The following is a 22967-nucleotide window of genomic DNA, read 5'->3' as shown; positions in this document are numbered from 1 at the left end:
CAGTCAACGGCGTGCAGTTGGAGCTACGGGACTCCACCGGGTGACTCCAAGATGGAGTCATGGACGGGTAGCCTCGAAATACAGTCATGGGAGCCACAGTTGCTGCAGGAGCCACGTGAGATCGTTGCCGGACTGCTCGCCGACGAGAGGTTCCTGTCCGCGTGTGCCCGGCGGGACATGGGATCGCTGTTCCGGATGCTTAACCACCGTGGAGTCAGCACTCGCCGGATCGCCGCGGCGGTCGGGATCGCACAGGGCCGCCTGTACGACTACATGAACGGCAAGACTCGCGTCGAGCGGCTGGCGTTGTTCGAGCAGATCGCCGATGCCTTTTACATTCCCGGACATCTGCTTGGGCTGGCCCGACGCCACTGGGAACCACGGGCCGACTCGTCTCCGACTGCATCTTCTGCTTCCGTTTCCCTGGCAGCGGTCGGGAGCAGCTCCGCGGAAGACCCGGACCTGGCGGCCGTGGACGCCTTCCGAAACGCAGACAAGGCGACCGGCGGGGGCCGCCTCTACTCCGCTGTGGTGACCCATCTCCGCGAGAAGGTCGCGGCCCGACTCGTCGACCTCAATGGTGGTCAGGCGTTCGCCGCAGCGGCGGCCCTGACGGAGATGGCCGGTTGGATGGCCCACGACTCGGGTCGTGACCAAGTGGCGCAGGCCCACTTCGCCCGTGCGCTGCCTCTCGCCCACGTCTCCGGCGACACTGCTCTGGCTGCGAACATCGCCGCCTCCAGCTCCCACTTGGCGCTACAAATCGGCGACCCCGCGAGAGCGGTGCACTGGGCGCGGATCGGGCTTGATGCGGGAAACAAGAGTCCTGGTGTGCCCAGCCTCATGGCACGGCTCCATGTGATGCAAGCTCGTGCACTCGCCGTCGCAGAACAGCATGCTCCGGCCGAAAAAGCCCTCGATCGCGCTCGTGCCACCCTCCACGAAGCGCCTTCCGGGATCGCTCATCCGTGGGTCAGCCCGTTCGATGCGGCCGCGCTCGCCAGCGAGACCGCGGAGACCTTACGGGACATGGGACGCCTACGTCAGGCCGTCGAATACGCCCAGCAGGCTGTCGACCTGCGCGAATCCGGACGCGCCCGCTCGCTGGCCCTGTCCAGGATCACCCTCGCCGGCCTCCACATCCAATGCGGAGATTTGGACGCGGCCCTCGTTGTCGGCGAGGAGTTGCTGACCACCACCGCGCCCACTTTGGGTTCGATCAGGGTTGTGCGGCAGCTCGACTCCCTCCGGGACGAGTTCGAGCCCAACCGGTCGCATCCGCCCGTGAGGACGTTCCTCATGAGGCTCGAGGCCGAGCGCAGGGCCAGAATGCTTCTGCTCGCAGATATCCTCACCTCCCAGGGAGGCAGCCCCGTATGAGGCCCGTTCCCGCTGACCCGGACGCCTACAGGGAGTGGCTGGCCGAGGGCAACGCCACGCAGGCCCGCAAGCGCGTCGCCGCCGATGTCCTGATATGCGACCAAGCCGGTCGGATCCTGCTGGTCAACCCCACCTACAAGCCCGGCTGGGACCTCCCGGGCGGGATGGCCGAGGCCAACGAGCCTCCGGACGAGGCCGCGTCGCGGGAACTACGCGAAGAGCTCGGCCTAGGGATCGCTCTGTCTGGGTTGCTGGTGGTCGACTGGGTTCCCCCGCACGGGCCATGGGACGACCAGATCGCGCTCATCTTCGACGGCGGCCAGATCGACAACACCCAGGCTGCGTCGCTCCGCCCTCGCGATGAGGAAATCTCCGATGTGCTATTCGTCGCCCCCGGGGAAGCCATGTCGATGGTTCGGGAGCGTATGGCCCGCCGTCTTGACGCGGCCTGGAGGGCCCACGCAGCAGGACAAGTTCTGTACCTTCGCGACGGGAACCCATTCCTGTGACCTCTCCGCATCGGCGTCTGCGGCGATCTTTTGGAGCCACCGTGCGGCCCCGGTCGCATCGGTGTTGGCGAGTTCTCAACCGCTGCAAGGCCTCAGACACCGAATATCTCCCACGCCTCCGAGGGCCTTACGTCTCCCTTGGTCCGGCGGAAGCCGAGGTATTGGCGAGGGGTTCGGGCGGGAGGATTGAGCCGTCGGCTGCTGGTGCTGTTCAAGGACGGCGGCCAGGGTGCGGCCGATGGGTAGGCCCGAGCCATTGACGGTGGCGGTCGGCGCGGGCTACTCATCCATGTCGGGCACCACGTAGGATTCTCGGTCGCGCAGCCAGCCACGATCTCGGCCTGAGAACATCGGGCGCATAGGCGCCGCCGCCCAGCCCCCCTCGAACCAGCCGTCGCGCGCCGTCGTCCCGCGAGGGCGTCCGTATCGAAGGCGCGCCGACTGGCGGGTGAGCACGCCGCTACCCGCCCGTCGCCTGCGGTGCGCAGGCGCACGCGCATCAAAGGGGTAAACTGCCCACGGCCGCACGGGAGCGTTCTTGGTCACACTCGAATCGTCTCCGTGCGGCCACTTTCATGCCCTGGCCCAGGCCCGCTCCCCCGGGGAAAGTCAGGCAATGGCGGAGGCGCCCGGCCCCTAGAATGGCCGTCGTGACCGATAACTCTCAGCGCCCCAGCAACGGGCCGAACAGCTCCCCCGAACTGCCGACTCAGTACGCGCCGGCCGAGGTAGAGGGGATGCTGTACGAGCGCTGGGTAGATCGGGGTTACTTCGAGGCCGACGCGAAGAGCGACAAGCCCGCGTACACCATCGTCATCCCGCCGCCGAACGTCACCGGCTCCCTGCATCTGGGCCACGCGTTCGAGCACACGTTGATCGACGCTCTGACCCGTCGCAAGCGTATGCAGGGCTACGAGACGCTGTGGCAGCCGGGCATGGACCACGCCGGAATCGCCACTCAGAACGTGGTCGAGCGTGAGCTCGCCAAGGAGGGGAAGTCCCGCCACGATCTCGGGCGGGAGGCCTTCGTCGACCGTGTCTGGCAGTGGAAGGCAGAGTCCGGCGGTCAGATCGCCGGTCAGATGCGTCGTCTCGGCAACGGTGTCGCCTGGAGCCGGGACCGCTTCACCATGGACGAGGGTCTCTCCAGGGCCGTCCAGACCGTCTTCAAGAAGATGTTCGACGACGGTCTGATCTACCGGGCCGAGCGCATCATCAACTGGTGCCCGCGCTGTCTGACGGCGATCTCGGACATTGAGGTCGACTATCAGGACGACGACGGCGAGCTCGTCTCCATCAAGTACGGCGAGGGCGACGAGACGCTCGTGGTCGCGACGACCCGCGCCGAGACGATGCTCGGTGACACCGCTGTGGCGGTCCACCCCGACGATGAGCGGTACGCATCACTCATCGGCAAGCGGATCAAGCTGCCGCTGACCGACCGGACCATCCCGGTGGTCGCGGACGCACACGTCGATCCCGAGTTCGGCACCGGCGCCGTCAAGGTGACTCCGGCCCACGACCCGAACGACTTCGCCATCGGCCAGCGGCACGACCTGGAGTCGTTGACCGTCATGGACGAGCGCGGTGTCATCACGGTGCACGGTCCCTTCCAGGGCCTCGACCGTTTCGAGGCTCGCTCCGCGATCGTCGCCGCGCTGCGCGCCGAGGGCCGCATCGTCGCTGAGAAGCGCCCGTATGTTCACTCGGTCGGGCACTGCTCGCGCTGCAAGACGACTCTGGAACCGCGGCTGTCCATGCAGTGGTGGGTCAAGGTCGAAACGCTCGCCAGGGCGGCCGGTGACGCGGTCCGCGACGGACGCGTGAACATCCACCCCGCCGACATGTCCCAGCGGTACTTCGACTGGGTCGACAACCTCAACGACTGGTGCATTTCACGCCAGTTGTGGTGGGGACACCGCATCCCGGTCTGGCACGGGCCGAACGGCGAGACGGTCTGTGTCGGCCCCGACGAGCAGCCGCCGACCGGCGAAGGCTGGACCCAGGACACGGACGTTCTCGACACCTGGTTCTCATCCGGCCTGTGGCCGTTCTCCACTCTCGGTTGGCCCGAACAGACCCCGGACCTGGAGAAGTTCTACCCGAACTCCGTCCTCGTCACCGGATACGACCTCATGTTCTTCTGGGTCGCCCGCATGATGATGTTCGGTCTGTACGCGATGGACGGCGAAGTGCCGTTCCGCACCATCGCGTTCCACGGCATGGTGCGCGACGAGTTCGGCAAGAAGATGTCGAAGTCCTTCGGCAACACCGTGAACCCGCTGGACTGGATGGACAAGTACGGCTCGGACGCCGTCCGCTTCACCCTGGCCAAGGGCGCCAACCCCGGTACGGACGTGCCGATCGGCGAGGACTGGGTCCAGGCGTCCAGGAACTTCGCCAACAAGATCTGGAACGCCACACGCTTCGCGATGATGAACGGCGCCACGATCGAAGGCGACCTCCCGCCGGTCGAAAAGCTTTCGGCCACGGACCGCTGGGTCCTGTCCCGGCTCAACGCGACTGTCGCCGAAGCGGACGCCTACTACGACGACTACCAGTTCGCGAAGCTCGCCGACGCCCTCTACCACTTCGCGTGGGACGAGGTCTTCGACTGGTACGTCGAGCTGTCCAAGACCACCTTCTTCGAGGCCGGCGAGCAGGCCAGGGTCTCCGGCCGTGTGCTGGGCGAAGTCCTCGACGTCACGTTGCGCCTCCTTCACCCGATCGTCCCGTTCGTCACCGAGAGCCTCTGGACGACGCTGACCGGCGGCGAATCCGTCGTGATCGCAGACTGGCCGACGGACAGCGGATTCCGCGACCCGGCTGCCGAGGCAGAGATCGAGAACCTCCAGAAGGTGATCACGGAGGTCCGCCGCTTCCGCTCCGACCAGGGCCTGCAGCCGGGGCAGAAGGTCCCCGCCCGTCTGGATCTGTCGGGCACACAGCTCGCGGCTCACGAGGCTGCCATCCGCCAGCTGCTGCGTCTCCAGCCAGAAGGCGACGGCTTCAACGCGACTGCGACTCTGCCCGTCGCCGGCGCCACGGTCGCACTCGACCTGTCCGGCACGATCGACGTCGCGGCCGAACGGAAGCGTCTCGGCAAGGATCTCGCTGCGGCCGAGAAGGAGAAGGCACAGGCCGAGGCCAAACTCGGCAACGAGGCGTTCCTGGCCAAGGCGCCGGACAATGTGGTCGACAAGATCCGCACCCGCCTGGCCAAGGCGGAAGAGGATATGGTCCGGCTCCGGACCCAGATCGACAATCTGCCGTCTGCCTAGCAGCCAGGCCGGCACAGAAGCCCCGGACGTGATGTCCGGGGCTTCTTGTCTGAGTACGTGGTGGCTAAGAGCTCGTAACAGGATCTTGTTGAAGTGGCCTGGTCGGGCGTGACCGATGTGATGATTCGACCGTTCGCGTCGTGTGATGACTCGGCCGTGGATCGTGGACGACGACTTGTGGGCACGGATCGAACCGCTGCTGCCGCCCTGGCCCGAGCGGTCACCGGGGCCGAAGCCGGTGGACGACCGGCTGTGCCTGCAGGGCATCCTGTACGTCCTGCACCAGGACATCGCCTGGCAACTCCTGCCCCTGGAGCTGGGGTTCGGCTCCGGACAGACATGCTGGCGACGCCTGGACCGCTGGCAGCAGGCCGGCGTCTTCGAGCAACTGCACCGCACCCTGCTCGCCGAACTGAACGCGGCCGGCGAACTCGACTGGACCCGCGCGTGCGTGGACGGCTCCCACATCCGCGCGAAAAAGGGGGAGCCGCGACCGGCCCGTCGCCGGTCGACCGCCGGAAGACAGGCAGCAAACACCACTTGATCTGCGACGGCAAGGGCACCCCGCTGCACGTCATCACGACCGCCGCCAACGTCAACGACATCACCCAGACCCTCAACCTCGTCGACGGCATCCCGCCCGTCGCCGGACGGCCCGGCCGACCTCGGCGGCGCCCCGAGTCCGTCCTCGGTGACAAGGCGTACGACTCGAAGGCCGTGCGCCGTGAACTGCGGCGCCGCCGGATCCTGCCGGTGATCTCCCGCAAGGGCGCCCCGAACATTAAAGGTCTGGGCAAGCTCCGCTACGTCGTGGAGCAGACCTTCGCCCTGCTCCACCAGTTCAAACGCCTGGCCGCGCGCTGGGAGCGACGCCTCGAACTCCACGACACCTTCGTCTCGTTGGGCTGCAGCCTCATCTGCTGGCGACGGCTCAAGAAGGCCGGATCATGATCGCGTTACGAGCTCTTATGGTGTACAGAGATCAAGTACAAACCAACACTCTTGCATCACCCCAGGTCAGACAGGAGATTCCCGCGCCCTCCGCTGTGGCCTGGTGCATGGCAGCGTGAGCGCGACGGCTCAGACCCTGGAACGTTATAGGTACGCAGGGCAGCGGGGGCCCTCCATGCTGGGGTGCACGTGTCACGAAGCGAGCATGGACGCTCGTACTGAAACGGGGAGTTACATATGACGGCTGTAAGGCGCCTTGCTGCTGTGACGGGGAGCGTCGTCCTGGCTGTGAGCGGTCTGACCGCGCTGACCGCCACGTCGGCCACTGCGGCAGGCAGCTGCTTGAAAGCCCAGACGAAGGAAGTCACTGGCGCAAAGATCACGTACAGCAGGTGCTTCAACGGCGACGGTGAAACCCTGGTTCGAGGAACCCTCTACGACACCAACAAGAACGACAGGAAGGCAGCCTACGCCGAGATCAAGATTGGATCCTGGAAATCGCCGACGCTAGGAACGCCTAGCAGTGAAACCTACTCCACCGGGTGGCACAAGTCTGGCACGGTCAGCGCCGCCGTTTGGGCTGCCGGGTAAGCGCTTCTAAGTGTGGAAGGGGCTGACTATTCAAGGTCAGCCCCTTCCGCCGTTGGTTACGCGGCTTCGTCGCTCACCCACGTAATCCGTACCCGCTCGGGCCAGGGCGGCAGCAGCGGTTCGATCAGCGCCCACAAGTCGTCGTCCACGATCCACGGCCGAGTCGTCACACCAACCCGAACGGTCAGATCGTCACAACAGTCACGCCCGACCAGGACACGTCAGCAAGATCCTGTTACGAGTTCTAAGGGATTCCCAGGCACTCGAACGGACTCGACAGGGAGAACTCCCTCTGACGCGCGACCATCAAGGCCTGCTCGACATCGTGTGTGGCCATACGAATCAGGTCGTCGAGCCGAGAAGGCTTCGACGCGAGGACATGGCGGGCGATGTCCTCTGCGCAGTCATCACGCTGGAAGTGGTACTGGAACAGGTCGAGGTTCTTCTCCACCACGAGGAGAGTCATGTCGAACTCCGCAACCGCGGCATTGGACACGCGCCGTCCGCGCGAGTGCACCCTGTACTCGTGCAGCGGACCGGCGATGCACACGATGGCGTTGTGCGCTCCCTTGCGGAAACGCCCCGCGAGGAGGTTCACGGCGAACGCCCAGTCCCCCCACTTCAGTACCCGCGGGTCGTACATCCCGCCACGGACCGCATCGGCGCGGCGGTAGACGATCGACGTGGGCACGTGATGCTTGCGGAGCACCAGCTCCTCACGGCACGGATAGGACGAGATCGTGAGGCCGTCGAACTCACCGATCATGCGGGACATCGTGTGGACGAAGGCCACATCGCTTTGCGCCCGGAGGATCTCGACCGCGCGGTCCGGATAACTGCCGCCTGTGAGGAGTTCCGGAGCTGTGGCGAGGCGGTCGTCAGCGTCGAGCTGCATGACGTACTCGAAGCGCGCGGCTTCGACACCAGCGTTTCTGGCTGCGTGATGCCCACTGCGGCTGAGGCGGATCACGCGTACCTCCGATCGCTCGCCGCATGCCGAGATGGAACTGAGCGTGGCCTCGTCGTCGGAACCGTCGTCCACGATCACGATCTCGTAAGGGAACACGTGCGGTTGCCCGATGAGTGAATTCACGGCCTCGATAAGGTAATCACCCGAGTTGTAGCAGGGGATGACGAAACTGATCCCCTCGAACGTGGTCGACTTCACGATTACCTCTCTGTTCCGGATCAGACTGACGCGTTTGCCGCGATAACAGTGGCGCGGATCGCTTCGAAGCAGTTCTCCCCGGTTCGACTGTCCTTTTCAGCATGCTCGTCCCATAACAGCGTGACCTCCCACCCGTCGTAGACGCGCTCGATGAGATGGCCAAAGGACTCAGGCGAGTAGCCCGCCTCGCCCTCCACCTGCCGGATTCGGCCGTCACGCGATCTTCGGGTGATCGACGTGAAGACCTCAAGGTAATGATGACTCCTTGCGTGCGCGTTGACGACTGCGTTCTCCAACACGGACTCGACGTCAGATTTTGAGAGGTAGTGCAGTACATCCCTGGCCACGACGATCCCGAATTCGTGATCAATCGAGTACTCCTCGACAAGGCACTCTTTGACGTCGATCCGATGATCCCAATCCCCTTGAGCATCCAGGCGCTGCAAGAACAGACGGCTCGGGAGCTGATCCACGGCAACCACTCGGTAACCTGCCCGCGCCATGGCAATGCTGTAGTTCCCTGCGCCGTATCCGAGATCCAAGGCTGTTTGCGGAGTTCCCTTTCCGATCGACTTCAGAAACGAGTTGAACCGCTCCGAAGTAGGGGCGAGAAGGTTTTCCGCCGTGTTCCTTCCGTGCCGGATTGCGTCCACGTAGAAGGCATGCACGGATGCCTTCGAGACAAGGTTCGTCACGAACTCCTCCTCAGTGCGGTGAGACGGGGACGGAACACTCCTGGAAAGGGACCTCGAACAAACGGCCAGGAGCAAGCACGGACGCGGCGAGAGCCTCGGTCACCTTCATGGGAAGGAGGTGACTGGCCAGCGAACTCCGCTCCTCCGTGCCGTTCAGCCAGTGCTCCATCAGCCGACGGTTGCTGTCGCTGTGGAACAGTCCGTCGAACGTTTCCTGCGACACGTACTGTTCGTCTGGAAGAAGGGCAGCGTTGGCGCGCGTGGTCAAGCGGGCGAAGGCATCGATCCCGTCTGCGCTGACGCCGCGAGGGATGTCGTAGCAGTGGACATGGGTGGAGTACAGCGTCGAGAGCTGTGCCTCCATGTCGACGCTCGACGTGCGACCGTTCACGTTGTACAGCTCCGACGAAAGCTCGCCCCAGTTCCGGATGGACGGGGTGGTCTGCTCGAAGGAAAGTGTCCCGAGCGAGACAGTCCTGCCCGATGCGATGTCGACGAGGCGGAATGCGGAGGTTACGTCGGTCTCACCGAAGCGAAGGGCGCCGTCGACGTCATCAGCCCATGCCGGATTTCCGTCCTGGAACCTGCTCGCTATCGGCCGAGACATCCGCTGATGCTGATCGACGGGGAAAGCACCGAAACCGCTGAGCTCCAGTTTGAACTGACGGTCCGAGAACAGGGCAGCGTTGAGCGAAAGAATCTGCGTCGCCAGATCGACGTAATGGTACGCGCCGTGCATCATCATGCCGTAGCCGTACTTGTACGGGTGATCGTCGCGGCTCTCGAACTCGCGCTGGAGATTCCATACTCCGCCGGCCGCCCGGATATGGAATGAAGTCAGGGGAGCCTCCCATCTCTCCATCTTCTCCCTGAGCGAAGCGATCACCTTCTGATTGTAGATCTGGTGGTATCGACTCAAGGTCATGACCGAGTGCTTCGCCGGAGAGTCACCGGAGAGTCCGATGAGTTCCTCCATGATCTTGGTGATGTACGACGGCCTGAAACTACCGTCAACCATCGGGGCCAATACAGGTTTCTCGACAAGCGAGTCGATGTGGTTCTCCACACAGAACCGGAGGTACGCCTCGTGCGCCCGTACTTCCGTGGCGATGTATACCTTCGCCGGTACGCCTGGTGCACTGAGGCGTTGCACTGCCCCCGCGATTAATTCCTGCGGGGTTCCCTGCACTCGAGCCTCGGAGTCCGGAAGGTAGACGATTCCTCGCGGCTTCAGGTCAACGGCCTGGAGACGCTGCTCGATTGCCAACCTCTGGGACTCCAGGTCAATGATGGAGTAGGAGTCGATATGGCCCGACCGGACAGCGTTTCGGATACAAGAAAGGTATTTATTGGCCACTATCGAATCGAAACCAACCACAATGAGATGATGTGCAGCTATCACGGGACCAACCTTTCCGAGGTTACCCAGCAGGCATTGATGGTTGGGCGTCTTTTGAGCGCGCTTCACCACAAGCACGTGTCTCTTCAATGCGCGAGCGATACAGGGAATGGCGCCCACGACTTGCCGAAACGTCGGAAGTTAGCTGCAGGCCGGCCAGTTCGGCACAAGGCCATGCTGCTCACACGTCATCGGCATGACAGCAATCTTGGGTGGGCGACAAAGAAAGGACCCGGACAGTCTGTCCGGGTCCTTGTGTCCCTGCTGCTCAGCTGGGTTGACGGGGCGTCATTCCATCGCTCGGTCGGCTGCGTCGAGCACAGCAGACCACGGCAACAGGCGCCCGGCAGGCGCTTCCCGCGGCTCGTACAGTGGCCAGACGTCAGGCCCGTAGACGAGATGGACATCGGCGTCTCGCAGTGCCGCGATGTGACGCTTCCATGCGGGGTGGCGGGCGTGGGCCGCATTGACCCGGGGGAACACCACAACGGGCAGGCCGAGCGTGCCGATGGCTTCCCCCACCTGTGTCAGTGCTTGGTTGTCGGCGATACCGGTCGCGAGCTTGGCCACGGTATTGGCGCTGGCGGGGGCGACCACATAGCAGTCCACCTTCGGATGCGGACTCGCATCACCGGGCAAGCGTGCTTCGTACCGGACGGCCAGGCCGGTCAGCTCCTCCAAGCGGTCGACCTCACCGCTCATACGAAGCCAGTGGGCGGCGGTCGGCGTGAGTGTCACAGCCACCCGCCACCCGCGAGAGAGGGCAGGCTCGACGAGGCCAGTCCGCAAGCACTCGACACCGCCAGCGCTGGAAGCCACAACTCCCAGAGTCCAGCCCCTGCTTGTGCTCACTGCACCGCCCTACAACGTTGAGCCATCACGAACAACTCGGACGACCGAGCACCGCCCGTGACCGGAGACTGTTTGATCAGGTCCCGCAACGTGTCACGGACACGAGGATTGTTCCGCACAAGTTGCGGGGACACGGACTCGGCTGTGCGCAATTCAGCGAACGCGTCGTCCGTTCGCCCGGCCAAAGACAGTGCTCGGGCGAAGTCGATACGGTGCGAGACCCCTCGCTCGGCTGCCATGTGATCCACATCGACCTCGCCGTGTTCTACGACGTACGAAACATTATCGAGATCCAGCTCGGCCGACAGCCGGTGCAGCATCACGTTCGTGGGGCCAAAGCATGTGTGCCAATGGTTCTCATCCGAGCCAAGTCGTTCGGCCAGCTCCTCGGCACACCCCAACAGGCTCATGGCTGTCGAGCGGTCCTGATGCCTGGCCGCAGCGATGGCCGCCCGAAGGTGAATCATGCCCAGCAAGCTCACTGCCGCCGGATCGCTCTGCTCGATCCGGGCAGAAAGCCATCTCGACGCGGTGACCGCCAATTCCAGTGCATCGTCATACCGGCCATTGGCCAGTAGGGCATGAGTGCCCGATCGCGCAGCGGAGGCCAACACCAGGGCATTTTCCGACTCATCGGCGGCCCTCATGGCTCTCTCCGCAGCCAGCCACGACATGTCGGACTCTCCCACCTTGGCAAGCGTCGTGGCTGCAAGGTGGTGGATACGTGCTGAGACGGCCCAGGAATCCATGCGCTCTGCGGCGGAACGCACAGCACGATCCTCCAGCCCGTGGGCGATCTGAAGGAGTCCAGGAAGCGCAGCGATCACCTTGCCGAGCCGACCCGCCTGATAGTCGTCCCATGCCGCTTCAACACGCGGAGCCACTGGACCGGGACTCGGGAGCTGGCTCTCCGCCTCAGGCCCGAAGAGCAACCGCGACAGGCGGCGCGGGCTCATCAGGGCGTCCCGGACAGCCGGTACGTCGTCCTGTTGTCTCTCGTCCTCCATCAGGACCGGTTTCCCTAGCAAGTCGCCAAGCGGCACTCGGAGCACACGGGCCAGTTCGGCGAGCATGTCGATACGGGGAGGCTTTCGCCGACCCGACTCCGCTTTCGCCAACCAGTCGGTGCTGCGCCCCACCAGGCCGGCCAACACCTGCTGTGTGTAGCCACGTCGCCTCCGGTGGAAAGCGATCCGCTCACCGATGGTCAGATGATCTCCGAGCCCACGCATGCACGGCCTCCCTCGACGTAGGGGCCTCGTCCACGATAGCTGCGCCCGCGCGAGTGATGATCAGCTGACCGCATCCTCCGACGGATGAGCCACACGAACTGGTTGCGCTCACGGTCGACCCAGGCGCCGTCGACAGTGAAGCCCAACTTCAGCCGCAGCGGCATGATTTCCGCACGCCAGCGCTCCACCCACTCATCGAGCCTGCCCTCCCGGACGGTGTAGGTGCGCAGCTGAGTGGTCTTTGGCATGCGGGTCCTCCTGCGACGTGGCCAGGGCCAAGGACAGTGCCAGGCCGGTGCTGTCTTCCCGCCTGCCGCTTCAACCCTCTACCAGCCCGTCAGATCCACCCGCCGCCAGCAGTGCGGGTCCGTCTTGTCCTTTCGCCAGCGTTCTTTCTCCGTGAGCAGGGTCGGGAGGGACGCCTCGATGGCTGTCAGGGGGCCCGACAGGCGTACGTCTGCCGCCAGGGTGCCCGGGGATTCGGGTGGGGCGACGTACAGGCGGAGGGTGTCGGGGGTCGTGGGGAGGAAGCCGATGAGGGGGAGGCGGGAGGGCTCTTCGTCGTGTGGGCAGGTGAGGGTCATCAGGAACGTGGTCTGGCGGCTGTGGGGGGACTCGGGCGCGGTGGGGTCTTGCGACGGGTTCAGGTGGATCAGGAGCATGCCCATCGTTTTGGCGATGCGGCTTGAGGAGTAGAGGGCCGTGCCTCGGTGGGCTGCTTGGAGGAGGGCGAGCATGTGGTGGGGAGTTGTGGGCTCGTCTTCCTCGTCGGCCAGGGGGATTTCGTAGAGGTGGAGGTCGGGGGGTGTGGCCTTGCGGCGGCCCGTCGCCAGGCGGAGGGCGGGGCGGCCCTTGGGGGCGGGGAGGATGCCTCGTAGGTACTGCTTCGGGCCCAGGGGGATATGGAGGTGGTGGAGGAGCAGGGCTACGGCGGACGCCTGCTCCTGCACGGTTTCCTCGTCGCGGTGGGTCACTGGGGTGTCATCCGGTGGGGCGAGGGCGGCCATGTGGGGTGGTTGCGCATGCCCTTTACGTTATGTGGTGGGGGTGGAAAGGGCTGCCGATGTGGGTGGTCGGCCGATGAGTGCCGCGCGGTCAACTGCCGGGGAGCAGGCGGGTCTCGGCCGTGGCCGGGAAGGGCTTGGTCCACCAGTGGTCGTAGCGGCGGTAGGGAGTCGGGTCGCGGGGGGCCAGGAAGGTCGCGAGAGCCGTCGCCTCTGTGGCCAGGGCGTTCCAGGTTTTCTCGGGGAGGGGATGGAAGGCCGTGGCCTCGATCGCTTCGTCGAGTGGGCGCCAGATGCCTGCCACGTAGCCGTCGACCAGGAGGGTCGGGAGTACGTCGCCGTTCACTCGGGTCACGTGTTTGCGGTACTCGGGTGGGAGGAGGCGGCCGCGGTCGGCGTAGGCGAGGAGGGGGCTGTCCCACATGGCCATCAGGCGGGGTGGGGCGGGGGTGTCCGCTGGGGGGCGGGGGGCTTCCGGGAGGTCGTACAGCGGTTCCTTGCCGTCCAGGGGCTGGAGTACTTCCAGTTCGTCCTCGTCCGTGAGTGCCTGGATCGCCGCTCTGACGCGGGGGCGGTGGACCAGGGCGAACTGGGCCATGTCCGCCACCGTGGCCGGGCCGAAGCCCTCCAGGTAGCGGCGGATCAGGGTTTTCAGGCCCTCGGCGGCGGCTTCCGGGTTCGTGAGGGACGGGGGTGGGGTGGCCGTGACGTACGACTGGCGGGTGTTGAAGGACCAGGGGGCGCCGGTCGGGGAGTGCCAGAGGGGGGCGTACTGGCGGAGGAGGCGGTGGGCGCTGGTGTCGAGGGGGGTGCCCAGGTGGTTCTCCAGCCAGGTTTTGAGTTCGGCGGCTGTGCGGGGGTGGGTTTCGGCGTATGTGAGGAGGGGTGGGAGGACTGCGTCGGCGTCTGCGGGAGTCAGGCCCGAGGCGCTGAAGCGGGGGTCGCCGAGGCGGGAGCCTCGGAGGGTGGGTTCCATCGCCTCGCGGAAGGGGGTGTAGTCGTCGGCGTGGACGGTGTGGAGGGTGATCCGCATCAGGGTTGATCTGACCAGGCGGTGGTCGGTGAGGGCCGTGTCGAGGGCCGTCGGGTCGAAGGGGTCCAGGCGGTTCCACAGGGCGATGTACGGGGAGGCCGGCTGCTGGGCCTGCAGGGCCACTACGCGTCGTACCGTCTCGACCACGTCCAACGGCTCGCGCGCCAGGAGGAGTTGGCGGGCGAGTGTGGCGCGGTTGAGGGCGCGGGCGGTGAGCTTCTTGGTCCCCATGACGTCATTCTCGCGGCTGGGTGGGCGGGCGGGCGGGTGGGCGGGCGGGTGGTCCGTCGTGTTCGGCCAGCTGGACAAAAACGGGGCGAAGACGAAGACGAAGGAGAAGGAGGAGGAGAAGGAGAAGGAGAAGACGACTACAGGCCCTGCCCTACGCGGAGGTGGGGCAGGGCCTGTGCGAGGCGGGGGTGCGCGACGTGCTACGTCGTCGCCGCCTCGCCCTTCGTCAGCAGCCACTCCTCGTGCAGTGCGCCGAGGGGGATCTTCTTCTGGAAGATCGGGGTGCCGAAGATGGAGAGCTGGAGGTTGAGGGTGCCGGTGAGGTCGAGGCCGCCGTAGAGGGCCCAGGAGCCCTTCGCCGAACCTGTGCCGTTCGCCGATCCCTCGGCCGTGGCGTCGGCCTCCGCCCGCAGGTACGGGGCGACGTCGGCGGTGACGCCGACCGTGCCGTAGAGGCCGACCGTCGCCTCGGCGCCCATCGCGGCCTTGACGTCACCGGCGGCGGTGACCGTCGTCTTCAGGGGCTCACCCGTCATGTGGGACTCGCTGACGCCGGTCCAGCCCTTGGACCAGGTGAAGTTGCCGCCGACCTTGAAGTCGCCCTTGAGGTCCTGCTCGACGTCGACCGTCACGCGGCCGTCGGCGTCCACCTGGAAGTAGCAGACGAGGTCCAGGTTGACGACGATCGGGACCGGGCCGACCTGGATCACGGGGTCGGCGTGCAGTTCGGCGAAGGGGATACGGATCGGGTCGCCGTCGGTGGAGCCGGCCGCGCGGCCCTTCAGCGACCACTGGGACGCCCAGTCGCCGGTCAGGCCCAGGAACGCGCCGCCGGGCGAGGAGCCCGTGCCGGATCCGGAACCGTCGTACGAGAAGGCGACCTCGGGGGCGAGCTGGACGAAGCCCTCGACCGACGCGGCGGCCGAGGCGGGGGCGTCCTCGGCGGTCTCCACGGCGGCGCCCACGTCGATGCGCAGGCTGCCCAGCGGGAGCTTCGCGCCCTCGGGGCCGAAGGTGAGGTCGCCGGTCTTCGCCCAGGAGACCTTCACGCCCTCGACGAGCGGGTCGACCTCCATCGTGGACGGGTCCACGGGGACCGTGCCGTCCGCCTCGCTCTCCCCTAGGACCGAGTTGAGCTTGGCCGGCTCCGTCTCGACCGTCGTACCGCCGTCGCCGTCCTCCGCGGTCTCGACGATCTCCGTCACCTTGGCCAGGACGCCGTCGGGGGCGCCGGGGGCGGGGGCGCTGGCTATGACGTCGCCCACGGCCACGGCGGCTTTCGGCTTCGCGCCGGTGTCCTGGGATGGCTCGGAGCCTGTATCCGGGGTGGCGTCGGAGTCCGGGTCCGGGGACGCTGAGGCCGTCTTCGACGGGGTCGCCGAGGACCCGGTGCCCGAAGCTGCCGGTGCCGAGATGACCGCCCGGCCGCTCTTCCTGTCGTACGACGCGACCTTGAGCGTGGACTTCTTGGCCTTGCCCTGGTCGGCCGGGTCGGCGTCGGCCACGGCGGTGGGGGTGGCGTCGCCGGTCGGGGCGGACACGACGGCGAGTTGTTCCTCGGCCGCCGCGGGTTCGGGGGTCTCGGCCGTGGTGGCGGCCGCCTTGTCGGCGGTGGACGGGGAGGTGGCGGAGCAGCCGGTGGCCAGCAGGGTCGCGACGGTGATCGCCGACAGTGCCGACACCAGGGCATGCCTTCTGAGCTTGTACACGTGTGAGTCCTCGGGAGCGGAGATTGGGGGGTGCGCTTCAGGAGGGAGGAGAAGGGATGAGAGGTGCCAGAGGTGCGAGGTGCGAGAGGTGCGAGATGGGACAGGTGGGAGAGGAGAGATGGCACCTGGCGGTGGAGGGCGGGCCGTGGCGGCACAGCTGTCGTCATGACAGCGCGCATGCGGTGGTTACCCCCCAGTAGCCATGCATGAGCATGCCAGGCTTACGGGGGTGTCGCGGCCCACTTCCCCACGTCCCGGCGGTGACCTGGATCACATTGCCGTACGGCTCAACTGCCGCTGCCCGTAGGAGAGTTGAGGGATTCGGCGTCGTACGGCGACCAGGGCACCATGCCGGTGGCCGACGCCGCCAGGATGCCGAGCTGCCGCGCCCCGCACACCGGAACCGACCGAAGCCGAGCAAGGGCCCCGGCCGCCGAGGGCGGCGCCGTAGAACGCGCGCATGGTGTGCACGTCCCCTGGAGGCGGGCTGAAGGTGGGCGTGGTGGGCGCCACTCGGGGTAGCGGATCAGCAACGCATGATCACGAGAGGGGGCCCCGGGTCGGCGTCGCAGTCGTCACGGGTCCGGATGTGGGCGTGCGAAGGGGACCCGTACTGGAGATGGATGAGACGCATGCTCGATGTCTTTGGGATTGACGCCCTCACTGAATCCGTCTATCGGGGGATGCTGGCCCATCCCGAAGCCGGAGTCACGGGACTGAGTGACGAATTAGGTCTCTCCCGGGAAGAAATACGGACCGCTCTCGACAGACTCAGCGAAATGGCGCTCATACGGCCGTCCGTCGAGGACCCGCAGCGTATGCACGCGCTCAATCCCCAGCTGGGCATGGAGATGCTGATCGCCCGGCAGCAGGCCGAACTCGCCGTTCAACAGCAGCGGGTGGAGGAGGGCCGGGCGGCGGCCGCGCGCATCATCTCGGAATTCGCCCTCGATGATTCCGCGACGGTGAAGGGGGACGCGGAGCACGTCGAGGGTCTCGACAATATCCGGGATCATCTGGCCGCGATGAACAACGAGGTCGAGGACGAGTTTCTCACCTTCGCGCCCGGCGGTGCCCAGACCGAGGAGAACATGCGGAACTCACGGCCGTTGAACCGGCGGCTGCTGGACCGCGGTGTGCGGATGCGGACCGTCTACCTCGACAGCATCCGCAACGACTCCGCCTCGGTGGCGCACGCGGAGTGGCTCACCTCGCACGGGGCGCAGGTGCGGACGGCGCCCTCGCTGCCCAACCGGATGATCATCTGGGACAGGCGGGTCGCGCTCATCGCCGCGAACAGCGACGACACGGCGGCGGGGGTCACGATCCATCGGGCGCAGGGCACCGTGGCCGCCCTGGCCGCCCTGTTCGAGAACGTATGGCAGACGGCCGAGCCGTTCGGGGTGGAGAGCCGTCCGAAGGAGCCCGACGGGTTGAACCCCCAGCAGTTGGAGGCGCTGCGCCTGTTGGCACTGGGGCACACGGACGAGATGGTCGCCAAGCGGCTCGGGGTCTCGGCGCGCACGGCCCGCCGTATCGCCACCACCCTGATGGAGCACTTCGACTCCCGCAGCCGGTTCCAGGCGGGAGTGCGGGCCGCCCAGCAGGGGTTCATCCAGGGCTGATCACAGCTCAGCACGGCTCGACACCGTTATCACGGCTCATCACGGCTCACCGCTGCTCGTTACGGCTCATCACGGCTCACCGCTGCTCGTTACGGCTCATCACGGCTCACCGCTGCTCGTTACGGCTCATCGCTGCTCGTTACGGCTCATCACGGCTGATCACCCCTCATCACGGCTGATCACTGCTGGTCACACGAGTAAGCGGGGCTGCGCGGGTCGCGCTCGGGCGTTTCGCACCGGGCGGGGCGGGCCGGTCCCGGCCATGGCCCAAACCGGCCCGCGACCGTCGGCAGGGCATATTCGGCGGGCGCCCCAAGCTAGGGGGATGTATCTCATCCACCTTGCTCTGGAGCCCTGCGGCCGTGGTGTCGGCGGTGGTTCTCTGCCTACGGACACCGGGTCGGCGATCGCCGCGTGCGCCGGTGAGGCCGACGCGCTCGAACATGTCACCGTGCACCGGGACGACCCCACGCGACCGGTGGTGGGGTTCTTCCTGCGCGCGGCCTGTCTGGCGGAGGCCGAGGCCGCGGCGGAGCGGCTCTGGCGACGGACGGCCGCGTGTCGGCCCGACCTGCGGACCTGGCATGTGACGTGTTCCGAGTCGCCCCTTTTCGTGCCGGACACCGGATGGCCCTGGTGGCCCAGGACTGAATAGGCCACGGCCAGTTTGGGCCATCGGGTTCCACTTCCCACGGCATCTCCGAGCCGCAAAACTCTTGCTTGTCGGCAGCACACCACCACCCTCAGAGGAATGGGCATGGAATTCATGGCATTCATGGCATCCAAGGGGACGGTTCGGAAAGCTCAGGACGACGACTCCGGCTGGCAGTGACGGCACAACCGGGGGCCGGGAAACCCAGGAAGGGAATTTCGTGAGTGCAGTAGGCGTCCAGATCCAGGGAAAATCGTTCGAAGACCTCGCCGAAGAATTCGGCACGCCGTTGTTCGTCTACGACGCGGACGTGCTGGAGGGGACCTTTCGCGAACTGCGCGGACTGCTTCCCGAGTCCGTCGACATCTTCTTCTCGCTCAAGGCCAACCCGAACATCAGCGTGTGCGCGTTCCTCGGTGCGCGGGGTGCGGGGGCCGAGGTCTCCTCGTACGCCGAACTGGTCACCGCGCTCCGGGCCGGCGTCGCGCCGCGGAACATCATTTTCCTGGGGCCCGGCAAGGACCTGCGGGAGCTGACGGCCTGTGTCGAGGCGGGGATTCACGCGGTGGTGTGTGAATCGCTGGAAGAGCTACGACAGTTGGACCGTCTGGCGGGCGAGCGCGGGGCCAAGGTCCCGGTGGTCCTCCGGGTGAATCCCTCCTTCAGTGCCAAGGGGTCCGGGCTGGCCATGGGTGGGAAGCCCCGGCAGTTCGGTATCGACGAGGAGGAACTGCGGGGCCTCAAGGGGGAGTTGGCGGATCTGCGGAACGTCCGGGTGCGGGGCGTCCACGCGTACATGGGGACGCGGTTCCTCCAGCACGAGGACGTGGTCCGCAACACCCGGGAGGTGCTTGCCGCCGCCGAGGATCTGGCGGGGCGGCTCGGTTTCCCGCTGGAGACCGTGGACTTCGGCGGCGGTCTGGGAGTCGCCTACTTCGACAACGAGGAAGACCTGGACCTGGCGGCCCTCGGCGAGGGCATGCGCGCCGCGATCGCGCCCTTCGCCGCGCGCAACCCGAGGTGCCGGCTGATCATCGAGCTCGGCCGCTTCCTCACGGCGACGGCCGGCACGTATGTCGTACGCGCCCGGTATGTGAAGGAGTCCAGGGGTGAGACGTTCGTCGTCGCGGACGGCGGCACGAACCATCACATGGCGGCGGTCGGTGTCGGCAGCTTCGTCAAGCGCAACTTTCCCGTCGTCCACCTGAGTCGACCGACCGGGCGGAGGGTCGGGCGGACCTCGCCGTCGTCGTCGGCCTCGCCGTCGTCGCCGTCGTCGGCCTCGCCGTCCGAGGCGACCTCGCCCTCCGAACCGGCCTCGCCCTCCGAGCCGTCTGTGCGCCGCTACACCCTCACCGGGCCGCTCTGCACGCCGAACGACGTGGTCGCCAAGAAGGTCGAGCTGCCCGAGGTGCGGCCGGGGGATCTGTTGGGGGTGGAGCGCTCGGGGGCGTACGGGCCGACCGCGTCGCCGGGTCTCTTTCTGAGCCACGGTTATCCGGCCGAGGTCATCGTCCACCGTGGGCGGGCCCATCTGGTGAGGGAGCGGGACACGACCGAGGATCTGCTCGCCAAGCAGCGGCTCGTCGACTTCGGCCTCGGCTCCGGCCTCGACCTCGGCTCTGGCTCGGGCTCCGGCTCCGGCTCCGGCCTCAACTCCGGCTCCGGCTCCGGCTCCGGCTCCGGCTCCGGCTCCGGCTCCGGCCTCAACTCCGGCTTCGACTTCGACGGCACGTCTTGAACCTGCGGATCGGCATCGACGTGCTCGACCGCGACGAACTCCGCGCGCTGCTCGACCGGCCGTGGTTCCTGCGGTTCGGTTACGCCCCTGAGGAGACGGCTCTCGCCGACGCTATGGGTGCCGAGCGCCGTCTGGAGTTCCTGGCCGGGCGGTTCGCCGCCAAGGAGGCGGTGCTCAAGGTGCTGGGGACCGGGATGCTCCAGGGCGTCGCGCCCCACGAGATCTGGGTGGACCGGGACACCGACGGGGCTCCCGTCGTCCGGTTCCGGGGGCGCGCGGCGCGGTTGGGGCCGCCGGACATCGCCCTGTCCATCACCCACAAGCAGAACGTCGTCGCGGCGGTCGCGATCGCCCTGCCCGACGGCGTCTCCGGTTCCACCGCCAAGCCCACCGCCAGGCCCACCGACAGACCCATCGCCAGCTCCATCGACAGCTCCATCGACAGCTCCATCGACAGAAAGCCCGAAAGAAAGATCGACAGAGAGGAGTTCGCCATCATGTCGTCCGCGGCGGACAGCGACGAGGACCACCGCAGCTCAGAGGGGCATGCGGAGCAGCACACCATGGCCTTCCTGCGCGTACGGGTCGGTCAGGAGGAGGCCCACTACGGCGGTGGTCTGGTGGACGGCGCCCGGGTCCTGCGGCTCTTCGGGGATCTGGTCACCGAGATCACCGTACGGACGGACAGCGACGAGGGGCTGCTCTCCGAGTACTCCGACGTCCGGTTCACCGCGCCCGTGCGTCCCGGCGACTACATCGAGGCGAGCGGCCGGCTCGTGCGCAGCACCAGGTTGCGCCGGATCGTGGAGCTGCGGGCCCACAAGGTGATCGCCGCCCGGCCCGGCGACACCGGTGACAGCGCGGCCGAGGTGCTCGACGAGCCCCAACTCGTCTGCTCGGCGACGGCCACGACGGTGGTGCCGATCGGGAAGGTCGCCAGGAAGAGGGCGGCGGCTGGGAGCGACGGGGCTGTTACGGCTGTTACGGCTGCTGCGGCTTCTGGGGCTGCCGGAAGCGCCGGGACCGGCATCGCCGACGGCGCCGCATCACTCACCCGGCCGGTCCCCACCACCACCGTCGCTGCCACCACCACCGCCACCACCGCCGCCACCGCCGCGACGAGGGAGCCCTGATGCCCACAGAGTCCCAGCAATTCCCGGCCCCCACGGAGCGCCCCGCGCCTCCCACCCTCTTCGAACGCCCCGCGCCCCCACCCCCATCGTCGCCCCCGGCATCCCCCACCCCCCACCTCCTCCACCACCTCCTCGACGGGGCCGCCGAACGCGCCCCCCAGGCCCCCGCCCTGAGCACCCGCGGCGGCGGTCTGACCTACGGCGAGCTGGCCGACGCCAGTGTGCGGCTGGCCGGGCGGCTTCGGCGGGAGGGGCTGGGCCGGGGTGACCGTCTGGTCGTGAAGGCGGAGGACGGGCTCGGTGTGGCGATGCTGGTGTACGCCGCGTCCCGGATCGGGGCGGTGTTCAGCGTGCTGCACGAGCAGGTGCGCGGCGGCCCGTTGGAGCATGTGCTGGGCGACTGCGAGCCCCGCGTCCTCGTCTCCGACGACACGGAGGCCCTCCGTACCGCTGAGGGGGCCGGCGTCACGGCCGTACGGATCGAGGACCTCGTACGAACGGCTCTCGACCCTCGCGAACCCGGTGCCCACACCGCCGCCCCGCAACCTCGCGCCCACACCGCCGCCTCGCAACCCCGCGCCCACACTGCCGCCCCACCAACCGACCCTCACGGTCCCGGCCCCCTGACCACCGTCGACCCGGTCAGCCTCATCTACACCTCCGGGACCACGGCCCTGCCCAAGGCGGTGGTGAGCACTCACCAGCAGGTGCTGTTCGCGGTGTCCGCCATCCAGGCCTGTCTCGGCTACCGCGCCGACGACGTCGTGTACTGCCCGCTGCCGCTCTCCTTCGACTACGGCCTCTACCAGCTCTATCTGTCCGCGCTGAGCGGAGCGCGGTTGCATCTCGGCACGGTCGCGGAGGCCGGTCCGCCGCTGCTGCGGAGTCTGGAGGAGAGCGGGGCGACGGTGCTGCCGGGGGTGCCGTCCGTGGCCGACCGGCTGGCGTGGCTGTTGCGGCGCGGCTCCGGGGAAGCGGGCGGCCGGCTGCGGGGGCTGCGGCTGCTCACCAACACCGGGGCGGCGCTGTCCGACACCACCATGGCCGCGCTGCGCGGCGCGCTGCCGGGGCTGCGGATCCAGGTGATGTACGGCCTCACGGAGTGCAAGCGCACCGCGATCATGCCGCCCGACGGCGACCTCGCCCGGCCCGGCTCCTGCGGTCTGCCGCTGCCCGGCACCGAGGTCTTCGTCGTCGGGGACGACGGTGAACGGCTACCGGCCGGCGAGATCGGGCAGTTCGTGGTCCGCGGACCGCATGTGATGGCCGGCTACTGGCGGCGCCCCGACCTGACCGCCGAGCGCTTCCCGCGCGCCGAGGGCCTCTTCCCCGAGCTGCGCACCGGCGACTACGGCCGGCAGGACGAGGACGGCTACCTCTACTTCGCCGGGCGCCGCGACGACCTCTACAAGGAGCGCGGCTTCCGGCTCAGCGCCACCGAGGTCGAGGCCGCGGCGGCCCGCGTGGAGGGCGTCGTATCGGCCGCCGTACTGCCTCCCGACGGGCAGCGGTCCGCGGTGCTCGCCGTGGTCGCGGACCTGCCCGCGGAGGAGGTGCGCGAGCGCATGCGCGACCTGATCGAACCCTTCAAGATCCCCCGCCGCTGTGTACGCCTCGACGCACTGCCCGTGAACGGCAACGGAAAGGTCGACCGGAAGCAGCTCGCCGCCCTGGTCTCCTCCCCCGACCTGCTCGCACCGGCCGCCCGCTGATCGCCCCCGCCAGCCCCCAGCAACCCAGCCCAGCCCAGTAACCCAGCACCCCGGCCCAGCCCAGTAACC

At 67.3% G+C, this 22967-nt stretch carries 20 protein-coding genes and 1 pseudogene; 10 read left to right on the top strand and 11 right to left on the bottom strand.

Features of this window, described 5'->3' with window-relative positions:
- Positions 1-51: 51 nt before the first annotated feature.
- Together JIX56_RS29420 and JIX56_RS29415 are read left to right on the top strand one after the other, a co-directional pair.
- Positions 52-1380, top strand: coding sequence for a helix-turn-helix domain-containing protein (locus tag JIX56_RS29420; protein WP_257545015.1), 1329 nt, complete (start codon positions 52-54; stop codon positions 1378-1380).
- Positions 1377-1889: an NUDIX domain-containing protein gene (locus tag JIX56_RS29415; protein WP_257545013.1), complete on the top strand. Its 513-nt coding sequence runs from the start codon at positions 1377-1379 to the stop codon at positions 1887-1889. The genes JIX56_RS29420 and JIX56_RS29415 overlap by 4 nt, the downstream gene beginning before the upstream one ends.
- Positions 1890-1981: 92 nt before the next feature.
- On the opposite strand, the pseudogene JIX56_RS47705 reads toward JIX56_RS29415, so the two are convergent.
- Positions 1982-2168 (bottom strand): annotated as a pseudogene (locus JIX56_RS47705) (hypothetical protein); the annotation flags it as partial.
- A 371-nt stretch (positions 2169-2539) separates the two neighbouring features.
- Between JIX56_RS47705 and JIX56_RS29410 the strand changes: the two are divergent.
- The 3 genes from JIX56_RS29410 to JIX56_RS29400 all read left to right on the top strand — a co-directional run bounded on the left by JIX56_RS29410 (position 2540) and on the right by JIX56_RS29400 (position 6712).
- Positions 2540-5170 carry a valine--tRNA ligase gene (locus JIX56_RS29410; RefSeq protein WP_257545011.1) on the top strand — a complete coding sequence of 877 codons (2631 nt, stop codon included), beginning with the start codon at positions 2540-2542 and terminating at the stop codon, positions 5168-5170.
- A gap of 145 nt (positions 5171-5315) precedes the next feature.
- Positions 5316-6121, top strand: a protein-coding gene (locus tag JIX56_RS29405; protein ID WP_257545009.1) for an IS5 family transposase whose coding sequence is annotated in 2 segments (ribosomal slippage) — positions 5316-5646 and positions 5646-6121 — 807 coding nt in all. Because the reading frame shifts where the segments join, the coding sequence is not laid out codon by codon here.
- 237 nt (positions 6122-6358) lie between these two features.
- Positions 6359-6712 (top strand): hypothetical protein, encoded by a 354-nt coding sequence (locus JIX56_RS29400; protein ID WP_257545007.1) that lies wholly within the window; start codon positions 6359-6361, stop codon positions 6710-6712.
- A gap of 244 nt (positions 6713-6956) precedes the next feature.
- On the opposite strand, the gene JIX56_RS29395 is transcribed toward JIX56_RS29400, so the two are convergent.
- The 10 genes from JIX56_RS29395 to JIX56_RS29350 form a co-directional block, all read right to left on the bottom strand.
- Positions 6957-7880, bottom strand: coding sequence for a glycosyltransferase family 2 protein (locus tag JIX56_RS29395; protein ID WP_257545005.1), 924 nt, complete (start codon positions 7878-7880; stop codon positions 6957-6959).
- A gap of 20 nt (positions 7881-7900) precedes the next feature.
- A complete protein-coding gene (locus JIX56_RS29390; protein ID WP_257545003.1) occupies positions 7901-8575 on the bottom strand; it encodes a class I SAM-dependent methyltransferase in 675 nt (224 codons plus the stop codon).
- A 10-nt stretch (positions 8576-8585) separates the two neighbouring features.
- Positions 8586-10094 (bottom strand): hypothetical protein, encoded by a 1509-nt coding sequence (locus tag JIX56_RS29385; protein ID WP_257545002.1) that lies wholly within the window; start codon positions 10092-10094, stop codon positions 8586-8588.
- Between the two features lie 168 nt (positions 10095-10262).
- Positions 10263-10793 (bottom strand): flavoprotein, encoded by a 531-nt coding sequence (locus JIX56_RS29380; RefSeq protein WP_257545000.1) that lies wholly within the window; start codon positions 10791-10793, stop codon positions 10263-10265.
- Between the two features lie 29 nt (positions 10794-10822).
- A complete protein-coding gene (locus JIX56_RS29375; protein WP_257544998.1) occupies positions 10823-12058 on the bottom strand; it encodes a helix-turn-helix domain-containing protein in 1236 nt (411 codons plus the stop codon).
- Positions 12034-12306 carry an NIPSNAP family protein gene (locus JIX56_RS29370; protein ID WP_257544996.1) on the bottom strand — a complete coding sequence of 91 codons (273 nt, stop codon included), beginning with the start codon at positions 12304-12306 and terminating at the stop codon, positions 12034-12036. Before JIX56_RS29370 ends, JIX56_RS29375 begins: the two co-directional genes overlap by 25 nt.
- A 78-nt stretch (positions 12307-12384) precedes the next feature.
- Positions 12385-13032, bottom strand: a complete 648-nt coding sequence (locus tag JIX56_RS29365) for a hypothetical protein (protein WP_257544994.1) — start codon at positions 13030-13032, stop codon at positions 12385-12387.
- 121 nt (positions 13033-13153) lie between these two features.
- Positions 13154-14326 (bottom strand): winged helix DNA-binding domain-containing protein, encoded by a 1173-nt coding sequence (locus JIX56_RS29360; RefSeq protein ID WP_257544992.1) that lies wholly within the window; start codon positions 14324-14326, stop codon positions 13154-13156.
- Positions 14327-14526: 200 nt separating this feature from the next.
- A complete protein-coding gene (locus JIX56_RS29355) occupies positions 14527-16035 on the bottom strand; it encodes a hypothetical protein (protein WP_257544990.1) in 1509 nt (502 codons plus the stop codon).
- Between the two features lie 270 nt (positions 16036-16305).
- Entirely contained in the window at positions 16306-16548 is a 243-nt protein-coding gene (locus JIX56_RS29350) for a hypothetical protein (RefSeq protein WP_257544988.1), read from the bottom strand.
- A 266-nt stretch (positions 16549-16814) separates the two neighbouring features.
- Here JIX56_RS29350 and JIX56_RS29345 point away from each other — a divergent pair, with 266 nt between their 5' ends.
- The 5 genes from JIX56_RS29345 (at position 16815) to JIX56_RS29325 (ending at position 22898) form a co-directional block, all read left to right on the top strand.
- The gene (locus JIX56_RS29345) at positions 16815-17660 is read left to right on the top strand and encodes a helix-turn-helix transcriptional regulator (protein WP_306819888.1); all 846 of its coding nucleotides are present in this window, start codon (positions 16815-16817) and stop codon (positions 17658-17660) included.
- A gap of 325 nt (positions 17661-17985) precedes the next feature.
- The gene (locus JIX56_RS29340; RefSeq protein WP_257544985.1) at positions 17986-18315 is read left to right on the top strand and encodes a hypothetical protein; all 330 of its coding nucleotides are present in this window, start codon (positions 17986-17988) and stop codon (positions 18313-18315) included.
- Between the two features lie 217 nt (positions 18316-18532).
- Positions 18533-20053 (top strand): alanine racemase, encoded by a 1521-nt coding sequence (locus JIX56_RS29335; protein ID WP_257544983.1) that lies wholly within the window; start codon positions 18533-18535, stop codon positions 20051-20053.
- Positions 20050-21186 (top strand): holo-ACP synthase, encoded by a 1137-nt coding sequence (locus JIX56_RS29330; protein WP_257544981.1) that lies wholly within the window; start codon positions 20050-20052, stop codon positions 21184-21186. Before JIX56_RS29335 ends, JIX56_RS29330 begins: the two co-directional genes overlap by 4 nt.
- Entirely contained in the window at positions 21186-22898 is a 1713-nt protein-coding gene (locus JIX56_RS29325; RefSeq protein WP_257544979.1) for a class I adenylate-forming enzyme family protein, read from the top strand. Before JIX56_RS29330 ends, JIX56_RS29325 begins: the two co-directional genes overlap by 1 nt.
- Positions 22899-22967: the final 69 nt, after the last annotated feature.

This window comes from Streptomyces sp. CA-210063 (genome assembly GCF_024612015.1).
Lineage (GTDB): Bacteria > Actinomycetota > Actinomycetes > Streptomycetales > Streptomycetaceae > Streptomyces.
This window is presented reverse-complemented; position numbering and strand designations above follow the sequence as displayed.